The organism is Clostridium sp. UBA5119 (genome assembly GCF_002414285.1).
Lineage (GTDB): Bacteria > Bacillota > Clostridia > Clostridiales > Clostridiaceae > Clostridium_J > Clostridium_J sulfidigenes.
This window is the reverse complement of sequence record NZ_DHYX01000036.1, coordinates 33,484-43,778: the sequence shown is the minus strand read 5'-3', so window position 1 is coordinate 43,778 and position 10,295 is coordinate 33,484. Positions and strand designations below refer to the sequence as shown.

Annotated in this window: 6 protein-coding genes, 1 pseudogene and 1 other annotated feature; all 7 genes and pseudogenes read left to right on the top strand. The window is 30.9% G+C overall.

Going from position 1 to position 10,295, the window contains the following annotated elements:
- Window positions 1-2,106, top strand: a pseudogene (gene dnaE / locus B2671_RS04830) (DNA polymerase III subunit alpha); the annotation flags it as partial.
- Window positions 2,107-2,226: 120 nt separating this feature from the next.
- Window positions 2,227-2,564, top strand: a binding site (T-box leader).
- Between the two features lie 161 nt (window positions 2,565-2,725).
- The gene (locus B2671_RS04825; RefSeq protein WP_346869399.1) at window positions 2,726-3,613 is read left to right on the top strand and encodes an amino acid--tRNA ligase-related protein; all 888 of its coding nucleotides are present in this window, start codon (window positions 2,726-2,728) and stop codon (window positions 3,611-3,613) included.
- Window positions 3,603-4,232 (top strand): amino acid--tRNA ligase-related protein, encoded by a 630-nt coding sequence (locus B2671_RS04820; protein WP_346869401.1) that lies wholly within the window; start codon window positions 3,603-3,605, stop codon window positions 4,230-4,232. Before B2671_RS04825 ends, B2671_RS04820 begins: the two co-directional genes overlap by 11 nt.
- 379 nt (window positions 4,233-4,611) lie before the next feature.
- Entirely contained in the window at window positions 4,612-5,571 is a 960-nt protein-coding gene (pfkA, locus tag B2671_RS04815; protein WP_346869398.1) for a 6-phosphofructokinase, read from the top strand.
- Window positions 5,572-5,679: 108 nt separating this feature from the next.
- The gene (pyk, locus tag B2671_RS04810; protein WP_346869397.1) at window positions 5,680-7,437 is read left to right on the top strand and encodes a pyruvate kinase; all 1,758 of its coding nucleotides are present in this window, start codon (window positions 5,680-5,682) and stop codon (window positions 7,435-7,437) included.
- A 321-nt stretch (window positions 7,438-7,758) separates the two neighbouring features.
- Entirely contained in the window at window positions 7,759-8,118 is a 360-nt protein-coding gene (locus B2671_RS04805; RefSeq protein WP_035132134.1) for a DUF1540 domain-containing protein, read from the top strand.
- Between the two features lie 149 nt (window positions 8,119-8,267).
- Window positions 8,268-9,803, top strand: a complete 1,536-nt coding sequence (rlmD, locus tag B2671_RS04800) for a 23S rRNA (uracil(1939)-C(5))-methyltransferase RlmD (RefSeq protein ID WP_346869396.1) — start codon at window positions 8,268-8,270, stop codon at window positions 9,801-9,803.
- Window positions 9,804-10,295 lie beyond the last annotated feature (492 nt).

Genomic DNA, 10,295 nt, shown 5'->3' with positions numbered 1-10,295 from the left:
TATAGACAAATCACTGGAGATGAATAGTGAGCTACAAGAACTTTATGATGTAGATGAGAGAGTACGCGAACTTATAGATGTAGCTAGAGATTTAGAAGGGTTACCAAGACACTCCTCTACCCATGCTGCGGGAGTAGTTATAGCATCCCATCCTCTAGTAGAATATGTTCCATTACAAAAGAATGAAGGTATGATAGTAACTCAGTTTACCATGGGTACATTAGAGGAATTAGGACTTTTAAAGATGGATTTCTTAGGATTAAGAACCCTTACAGTAATGGATGAAGCTATTAAGAATATATGGGAAAATCAAGGTGTAAAAATAGATATAGATCATATAGACTTTGGAGATTCAAAGGTTTATCAGATGATTGGAGAAGGGAAGACAGTAGGCGTATTCCAGCTAGAATCTGCAGGAATGACTTCCTTCATGAGAGATCTAAAACCAGACTGCTTTGAAGATATTATAGCAGGAATAAGTCTTTATAGACCAGGTCCAATGGCAGAAATTCCAAAATACATTGAAGGAAAAAGAAATCCAGACAAAGTTCAATATGTAACACCACAATTAGAAGGAATACTTGATGTGACATATGGGGTAATGGTGTATCAGGAACAAGTAATGCAAATAGTTAGATNNTTGGAGGATATTCCCTAGGAAGAAGTGACCTTGTGAGACGTGCCATGTCGAAGAAGAAACATAAGGTCATGGAAGAAGAGAGAAAAAACTTTGTTCATGGAATAGTAGATGAAGAAGGAAAAATTGTAGTACCTGGATGTATTCGAAATGGAATTACAGAAGAAGCAGCTAACAAGATATTTGATCAGATGATGGATTTTGCATCCTATGCTTTTAATAAGAGTCACGCTGCAGCTTATGCAGTAGTTGGATATCAAACAGCATATTTAATGTATTATTATCCAGCAGAATTTATAGCTGCTATGCTTAATAGTATAATGGGAAACAATGAAAAGGTAGCATATTACATTAGGTTTACTGAAGAAATAGGAATAAAAGTACTTCCACCAGATATAAATGAAAGTTTTAGTAAGTTTACAGTACAAGGTAACACTATAAGATTTGGTCTTTCAGCTATAAAAAATGTTGGAGTAAATGTTATAGAATCAATAGTGGAAAGACGTAAGGAAAAAGGTGAATTTAAGAGCTTTAGCGATTTTTGTAACAAGATTGATTCTGGAGCGGTAAATAAGAGAGCTGTAGAGAGTCTTATAAAAGTTGGAGCCTTTGATAGTTTAGGAGTATACAGATCTAAATTAATAGCTGTATTTGAGAAAATTTTAGATGGAATAAACAATGAAAGAAAGAGAAATGTCCCAGGACAAATCAGTCTATTTCAAGGAGTTGAGGATGAAGATAGTGCCTTTAAAATAGTTTATCCAGAAATTCAGGAATTTAATAAAAAGTATTTATTAGCTATGGAAAAAGAAATGACAGGAATATATTTATCAGGTCATCCACTAGATGATTATGAGAAGACTTTAAAACATGTAACCACTCACAAGATATCAGACTTAGTTTTAGCAGATACCTTGGAAGATGGAAGTACAGGGGTAGAAGTACTTATTAGCGAGAGAGTTTCAAAGGTAAAGGATAAACAAAAAGTAATTTTAGGGGGACTTTTAACATCCATTTCTAAAAAAATTACAAGAAATAATCAGGCCATGGCCTTTGCGACCTTAGAGGATTTATTTGGAACCATAGAACTAGTCATATTTCCAAAGACATTTTCAGCTTGCAGAGAATTTGTTGAGGAAGATGAAATAGTCACTGTGGAAGGACGTATAGCCCTGGAAGAGGAAGAACAACCTAAAATATTATGTGAAAAAATATCGCCATTAGTTAAAGTGAGTACAGATAAGATATATATAAGGGTTGAAGATGATAGCAAGCTAAATAGTACAATGAAGCTTATAAGAGACAATTTTATGGGGGAATTTGGTTCAGCACCAACCTACTTATTTGCTGCTAATACGAAGAAAAAATATCTTATAAATAAAAATAGTTGGCTTAATAATGATTATGAAACTACATCTAAACTGAGAGAAATTTTTGGGGATGATAATGTTAAAGTTTTAGAAGAATAAGGCTAATATTATAATAATATAAATTATTTTAGGCACCAAGGAATTAGCTTGGTGCTTTTATATAATATAAATTTTTTTAAGATTCTTGACATTGTATATTGAGTATATTAAAATATACTCAATAAAACTATGAAGAGAAGAGTAATCAAACTCAATTTTTTTACAGAGAGCTTTAGATGGTGAGAGAAAGCAAAAAACAGTTTGGTGAAAAAAGCCTCGGAGTTGTACACAGGATTTTTACTTCACTAGAGTTTATCTTAAAGTGAGGTTGCTTCTTAAAAAAGAAAGAAGTTTCCTTTAGGAAGAGAGATGGTGTAACGGGTGCTCCCGTTATAGAGCTAGGGTATAAGCTTAATATATTTTATTGTAAAGCCGTACTTGAAAAGGTTAATATGGTGACATATTAATAAACTGGGGTGGTACCGCGAAGTTGAACTTACCAAACTCTCGTCCCCAAGACTATTGTCTTGGAGGTGAGAGTTTTTATTTTGCAAAAATATAATAATGGACGAAAGTAACGTAACTGAGTCTACTAGAAAAAACTACAATGAGGTGTTATTTAGCTTCATAAAAGTTATAAGAAATTAAAAAGCAAAATTGAAAGGTGGTACTATTATATATGTACAATGATTATGTAGAATTAAATAACTTACAAGAAATAATGCAAGATGCCAATGAATTTAATGTAGAGAGAATAAAAAAATTAAATGAACTTTTAAGCAGAGGAATTAATCCTTATCCATATACTTTTGAATCAAACACTACTTCAACCTATATAACAAAAAACTTTGATAAAATAGATAGTGAAGAGAAATTTATTTTATCAGGAAGAATAATGCTTTTAAGAAGAATGGGTAAAGTAACATTTTTAAATTTAAGGGATCAGAATGGAAATATTCAAGTGTATATAAGTAAAAATGATCTTGGTGAAGATGCCTATGGAGTTATTAAACTTCTTGATGTAGGAGATATAATTGGTGTAGAAGGATTCACATTTAAAACAAAAACGGGAGAAATAACTATTAAAGCTCTAAATGTTACTGTGCTTTCAAAATCTATAAGACCTCTTCCAGAAAAATATCACGGAATTCAAGATATGGATTTAAGACAAAGACATAGATCTTTAGATATGATAATGAATGAAGATGTAAGAGATAGATTTGTAAATAGAGCTAATGCTATGTATGCCATAAGAGAGTTTATGAATTCTAAAGGGTTTATGGAAATGGAAACACCTATTTTAGATACAAAATATGGTGGAGGAGAAGCTAAACCATTTATAACTAATGTAAATGCATTAGACTGTGAAGTGTTTATGAATGTATCTCCAGAGTTATACTTAAAAAGATTGATGGTTGGAGGTATTGATAGAGTTTTTAGCATGGGACGTTCCTTTAGAAATGAAGGAATAGATAGAACTCACTATCCAGAATTTACATTGTTTGAATGTTACATGGCTTATGCTGACTATAATGATATGATGAGAATTATGGAAGATTTNNACTAAAATTAAAGGAACAACTAAAGCTGTATATGACGGTGTTGAAATTGACTTTAAAGCTCCTTGGAAGAGAGAAACTATGTGTAATTTAGTTCTTAAAGATACAGGAATAGATGTGGAAAGGTTAGCTAAGGAAGAAATAGTATCTCTAATTATAAAAAAAGGATTATTAGAAGAGGAGCAAAGGGACGGATTTAATATTGAAGAAGCAAATAAAGGAGTCTTAATACTTACATTATTTGAGTCTTATTCCGAGGATAAATTAATAGAGCCAACCTTTGTAATAGATTTTCCATTAGATTCGTCTCCGCTATGTAAAGTTCATAGAGAAAATCCAGAGTTAATAGAAAGATTTGAACCTTATGCCTTTGGAGTAGAACTTGGAAATGCATATTCAGAACTTAATAATCCATTAAGACAAAGAATTTTACTTCATGAGCAAGCAGCGAAATTGAGAGCAGGACTTGAAACTGCTAGCCCAATGGATGAAGAGTTTGCAGTAGCTATAGATGTAGCTATGCCACCAGCAGGAGGTCTTGGAATAGGAATAGATAGAATGATGATGTTTTTAACAAACTCATCATCTATAAGAGACGTAATTGCTTTTCCATTAGTAAAAAGATAATTAAAAGATAATATGAGAAGAGTTAGTTCAAATTTTACTTATATTTAACCTTAATTTGCATGAAGATATAAAGAAGTTTTATTGATATTAGATTGTAAATTGAATTGTTGGTAAAGATAAGTTTAATTGAAGAAGTAGCTCTTCTTAATTTTATATATAAATTTTATTAAAATTTATTAATTATAAAGGATAAAATGGGAAGAATAAATTATAAGAGACTTTATTAAAAGTTGACAACATTTACAATAACAAATTTATAGATATTTACTCAAATGTATCCAATAATAGGTTGCAAGGAGTAACTCTAAACATTAAACTTAAGTTAAGTAAGTAGAGATTTAAATAAATAATAACCACAATAAAGCTAGGGGGTAATATAGTGAAAAGAATTGCAGTATTGACTAGCGGTGGAGATTCACCAGCAATGAATGCAGCAATAAGAGCTGTAGTTAGGATTGGAATTGAAAATGAAGTCCAGGTATTTGGAGTACATAGGGGATTTAATGGGCTTATTAATGGGGAAATATTTGAGATGGATAGACACTCTGTTTCTGATATAATTCAAAGAGGCGGTACTATCCTAAGGACTGCTAGAAGTGAAGAATTTAGAACACCTGAAGGGAGACAGAAGGCACTTAATGTTATTAAAGTCCTTAAAATAGATGGAATTATAGTCATTGGTGGAGATGGATCCTTTAGAGGAGCTAAGGAATTAAGTGATTTAGGTATACCAACAGTTGGAATACCAGGAACTATAGATAATGATTTACCTTATACAGATTATACCGTTGGCTTTGATACAGCTTTAAATACAGCTATTGATGCCATAAATAAAATTAGAGATACATCTAGCTCCCATGAAAGAGTGAGTGTAATTGAAGTTATGGGAAGAAACTGTGGAGATTTAGCTTTATTTTCAGGTATTGCTGGTGGGGCGGAACAGGTAATAGTTCCAGAAAAAAAATTCACTATTGAAGATATATGTGAAAATATTTTCAAAGGAAAACGTAATGGTAAGCTTCATAATATTATAATCTTAGCTGAAGGTGTAGGTGGAGCACAGAAATTAGCTAAAAGCATAGAGGAAATAACGGGTATAGAGACTAGGGCAACGGTGCTTGGATATATACAAAGAGGCGGAAGTCCAAGTGCTTTTGATAGAATTTTAGCTTCAAGAATGGGTAGTAAAGCGGTAAAAGTGTTGTTAGAAGGAAAGACAGCAAGACTTATTGGTATAAAGGCAAATAAAATTATAGATATAGATATAAAAGAAGCTTTAGATTTAAAATCATGTTTTAATGAAGAGTTATACAAATTAAGTGTAGATTTGTCGAATTAATGGGTTATAGATATTGTAGAATTACAAATATTTTAATATAATTTTATATAATGGTAAAGTTATCTAGGCAAAAGAATTTAAATCTATCAAATATAAAGGAGGATAACTATGAAGAAAACTAAAATTGTTTGTACAATGGGACCTACTACTGATGAAAAGGAAATTATAAAAAAGTTAATTGAAAATGGTATGAATGCTGCCAGATTAAATTTCTCTCATGGAAGTCATGAAGAGCATAAGAGAAGAATAGATATGGTTAAGGAAGCAAGAGCTGAATTAGAAAAGCATATTGCTATATTACTTGATACAAAGGGACCAGAGATTAGAACTGGAAACTTTGAAAATGGAACTGTAGAACTTAAAGAAGGAACAACTTTTATAGTTCATTGTGGTGAGGATATTATAGGAGATGAAACTAAATGTTCCATAACCTATAAAAATCTTTATAAAGACGTTAAGTTAGGGGATGTACTTTTAATTAACGATGGATTAGTGGCACTAAAGGTATTAGATATAGAAGAAAAAAGTATTAAAACTCATGTGGAAAATACAGGAGTTATAGGTAATCATAAGGGTATGAATGTACCAGGAGTTAAATTAAATCTTCCAGCATTAACAGAAAAAGATATTGCGGATTTAATGTTTGGTATAGAAAATGAAGTAGATATAGTAGCTGCATCTTTTATAAGAAAAGGTACTGATGTTTTAGATATAAGACATCTTCTTGATAAGAATGGTGGAGATTATATTCAAGTATTTTCAAAGATTGAAAATAGAGAAGGCGTAGATAATATTGATGAAATTATAAGGTATTCTGATGGAATTATGGTAGCAAGAGGGGATTTAGGAGTGGAAATTCCTACTGAAGAGGTACCAGTAGTTCAGAAGATGATTATACAAAAATGTAATGAAGCTGGTAAGCCTGTAATTACTGCAACTCAAATGTTAGATTCTATGATTAGAAATCCAAGACCTACAAGAGCAGAAGCTTCAGATGTAGCTAATGCAATCTTTGATGGAACTGATGCTATAATGCTAAGTGGAGAAACTGCTAGTGGTAAATATCCAGTAGAAGTTGTAAAAACTATGTCTCAAATAGCTATGAAGGCAGAGGAATATATAAACTACGAGGAAAGCTTCAAGAAAAGAAGAAAGTTACATGTTGCTAATGTGCCTAATGCTATAAGTGTAGCTACATGTACAACAGCAATGGAGTTAAATGCATCAGCAATAATTACAGCGACTCAAAGCGGTCAAACAGCAAGACAAATCTCTAAATATAGACCGGAATGTGAAGTAATAGCTTGTACTCCTTATGAAAGGGTTGCAAGAAGTTTAGCACTAAATTGGGGTGTGTTCCCTGTAATAACTCCAAAATTAAAGGATACAGATGAATTAATAGATAAGACTTCAGAAATTGCATTAGCAGCTAATTATGTAGAGAAGGGTGATCTTGTAGTAATTGTTGCAGGAATACCAATGAACTACATAGGTAGTACAAATATGATGAAGGTTCATATTATAGGAGATGTACTTTTACAAGGTAAAGGAAGTAATTCTGGTACAGCATTTGGAACAGTAATGCATGTAAATAATTCTAAGAAGTTTTTTAATTCTCTAGATGAAAAGCAAATTATTATAGTAGATAAATTAAGTAGAGATTTTTCAGATGTGCTTAATGAAGTTGGTGGAATAATAGTAGAAAGTGATGAGATGAGTTCTAGTGTATTACTAGAATGTGCATCAAGAAACATTCCTATTATATATAACGCACAGAATGCATCTTCAATTATAAAATCTGGATGTTTTATAACTATGGACTCAAAAGTAGGAATGGTATATAGCGGAAAAGCTAATATTAAGTAGTTTCATCCAAGGAATTATTTAAAAATTAAGATAATTATGGTATTTATGTAAAATTTATAAAAAATATTGAAATTATCTGAAATTTAATGTATAATTAATAATCCAATGGATAAGACTTAAAATATAACATTTTTGGCAACTGATTCATTATTGACACCCGCTAAGGGTGTCTTTAATTTTTTCGAGAAATTTAATTTAGATATATTAGCATTAAGAAGTAGCTATAATTTTAGGCCTACCCCGTGCATAAAAAAAATATTTTTCCACATAATAGTATTATCTAATAACTTAAGAAAATAATTAAGAATAGGAGTGCTATGAATGAGTGGAAATTTAGCATGTAATGCAACTAATTGTACACACAATAATTCAGGAATGTGCACCGCTAACAGTATTCATGTACAAGGAGCGAATGCTCACTCTAGTGAGTATACTCAGTGTGGAAGCTTCACAGAAATGGGAATAAAAAATTCTCTTTCCAATGTGTATAATATGAATATTGGAGGAGAAGTTAAACAAAGCTTTAATAATTTCTCTGGAGGTACAGGACCAAGAATAGTATGTGATGCAATCAACTGTAGGTATAATATCAATAAGGATTGTGTTGCAAACTTTGTACACATTAATGGTGTAGGTGCAATAAGTAGTAATAGAACAGACTGTGAAACTTTTAAGATTTAATTCACTATAGTAAGGGTAACTTTAGCTAATTTTATTAATAATCTAAAGTTGCCCTTACTTTAATTTTATATTATGACTACTTATTATGGTTAATTGACTAGTTTTCTGATAAAATTAAAATTAATTAGAAGCTAATAAAGGGTGGTTTTATGAAAATACGTAAAGAGATAAGTAAGGTTAAAGTTATAGAAGAAGCTGAAAAAGAAGAGAGAGAAAGAGTGAAAGCTTCATTAGAAAAAGAAAGATTTCTAAAAGAGGATAGGGAAAGTGAAGAAAGAGAAGCAGAGATAGAAAATCTTATTTTAGAATTAAACAATAATCATGCAGATATAGAAATTGCAAAGAATAAGGATTATATAATTAAGATAGAAGGATATGGACATGAAGGAGAAGGGGTAGGTAAGATAAATAACTTTACTGTGTTTGTTAAAGGAGCTATAAAGGGTGAAACAGTAAAGATAAAGCTTATAAAAATAAGTAAAACCTATGGAATAGGTAAACTATTAGATGTAATTCTCTCATCTAAATATAGGACAGAACCGATATGCCCAATTTATAAGAGATGTGGAGGCTGTAATCTTCAACATATATCCTATGAAGAACAACTTAAATTTAAAACTCAAAGAGTAAAGGATGTTATGGAAAGAGTAGGAAAGATAGAAGGATTAAAGGTACATAATACTATGGGTATGGATTTCCCATATAACTATAGAAATAAGGTTCAGTTACCAGTTGGAAATAATGATGGAAATATAGTAGTAGGATTTTATGCACCAAGATCCCATGAAATAATCAATATGGATCACTGTTATATACAAAGTAAAATAGGTGATAAAGTTGTTAAGATTCTTAAGGAATGGATGAAAGAGAATAAAGTAACTCCTTATGATGAAAAAAATCATAGTGGTGTAGTTAGACATATAATGATTAGAGAGAGTTTTCAGACTAAGGAGGTAATGGTTGTAATAGTTACTAATGGAGAAAAGTTACCTAATATAAAACAACTTATAAAATCTCTTAGAGAAGAAATCTTAAATCTTAAATCTATAATACAAAATGTAAATAAGGATAAAACAAATGTGATTTTAGGTAACAAATCTATTACTCTATGGGGAACAGATACAATATCAGATTATATAGGTGAATTTAGATTTAATATATCACCATTATCTTTCTTTCAAGTAAATCCTGTACAAACAGAAATGCTATATAAAAAAGCATTAGAATATGCAAGTCTTAAAGGAAACGAGGTTGTATTTGACGCATATTGTGGTACAGGGACTATATCACTGTTCTTATCTAAAAAAGCTAAAATGGTCTATGGAATTGAAATAATACCAGAAGCTATAGAAAATGCTAATGAAAACAAAATAATTAATAATATAAAAAATGTGGAATTTATAGTAGGAAAATCAGAAGAAGAAATTCCAAAACTAATTGAAGATGGAATACACCCAGATGTAATTATGCTAGACCCTCCAAGAAAGGGCTGTGAAGAATCACTTCTACATGCCATAGCAAAAGTAAAACCTAAAAGGATTGTTTATGTATCCTGTGACCCTGCAACATTAGCAAGGGATTTAAAGATTCTTGAAGAATTAAATTATAAAGCAGTGGAGCTACAGCCAGTAGACATGTTCCCTCAAGGACATCATACCGAGGCGGTTGTTAAACTAGTGAGATAAATAAAGGGTTTAAGCTACTTTAATATGAATAGAAATATGATTTGTAATCAATTTGCCACCAAAAATTTTGTATTGGTGGCAAATTATTTTTTTATAATTATATTTTCTAAAATATTAATAGTATCATTTTTCATTTTATTAGTTACATGAAAATTTGTATCTAAAATAGAGCTACAGGTGATAAGATACCAGTTAGGGGTGAGTTAATTTTTATGAACTATGAGCCAAGTGTTTAAGAGCAGTTAAAAATATTCTAAGATCAAAAATAAGGTCATATGGGAGCACTGCTGTAAGTAGGTATTTTCATATGACATGAAATAGTAAATGTATATTTTATTTTACTGGTTTTATAGATACTTCTCCAGCACCAAATATAACAATTCTGTATTGAGGTGTAAGAGGAATTAAATCATGTATTGGAGATTTAGGCTCTAAACGTAGAAACTGCAGTGAAGTAAGATCTTCATCCATAACTATTAAGTAAGAATTATC

Excerpts from the sequence above, each read along its gene's own strand:
- pyk (WP_346869397.1), top strand. The coding sequence starts at position 5,680 with ATGAAGAAAACTAAAATTGTTTGTACAATGGGACCTACTACTGATGAA.
- B2671_RS04805 (WP_035132134.1), top strand. The coding sequence starts at position 7,759 with ATGAGTGGAAATTTAGCATGTAATGCAACTAATTGTACACACAATAAT.
- rlmD (WP_346869396.1), top strand. The coding sequence starts at position 8,268 with ATGAAAATACGTAAAGAGATAAGTAAGGTTAAAGTTATAGAAGAAGCT.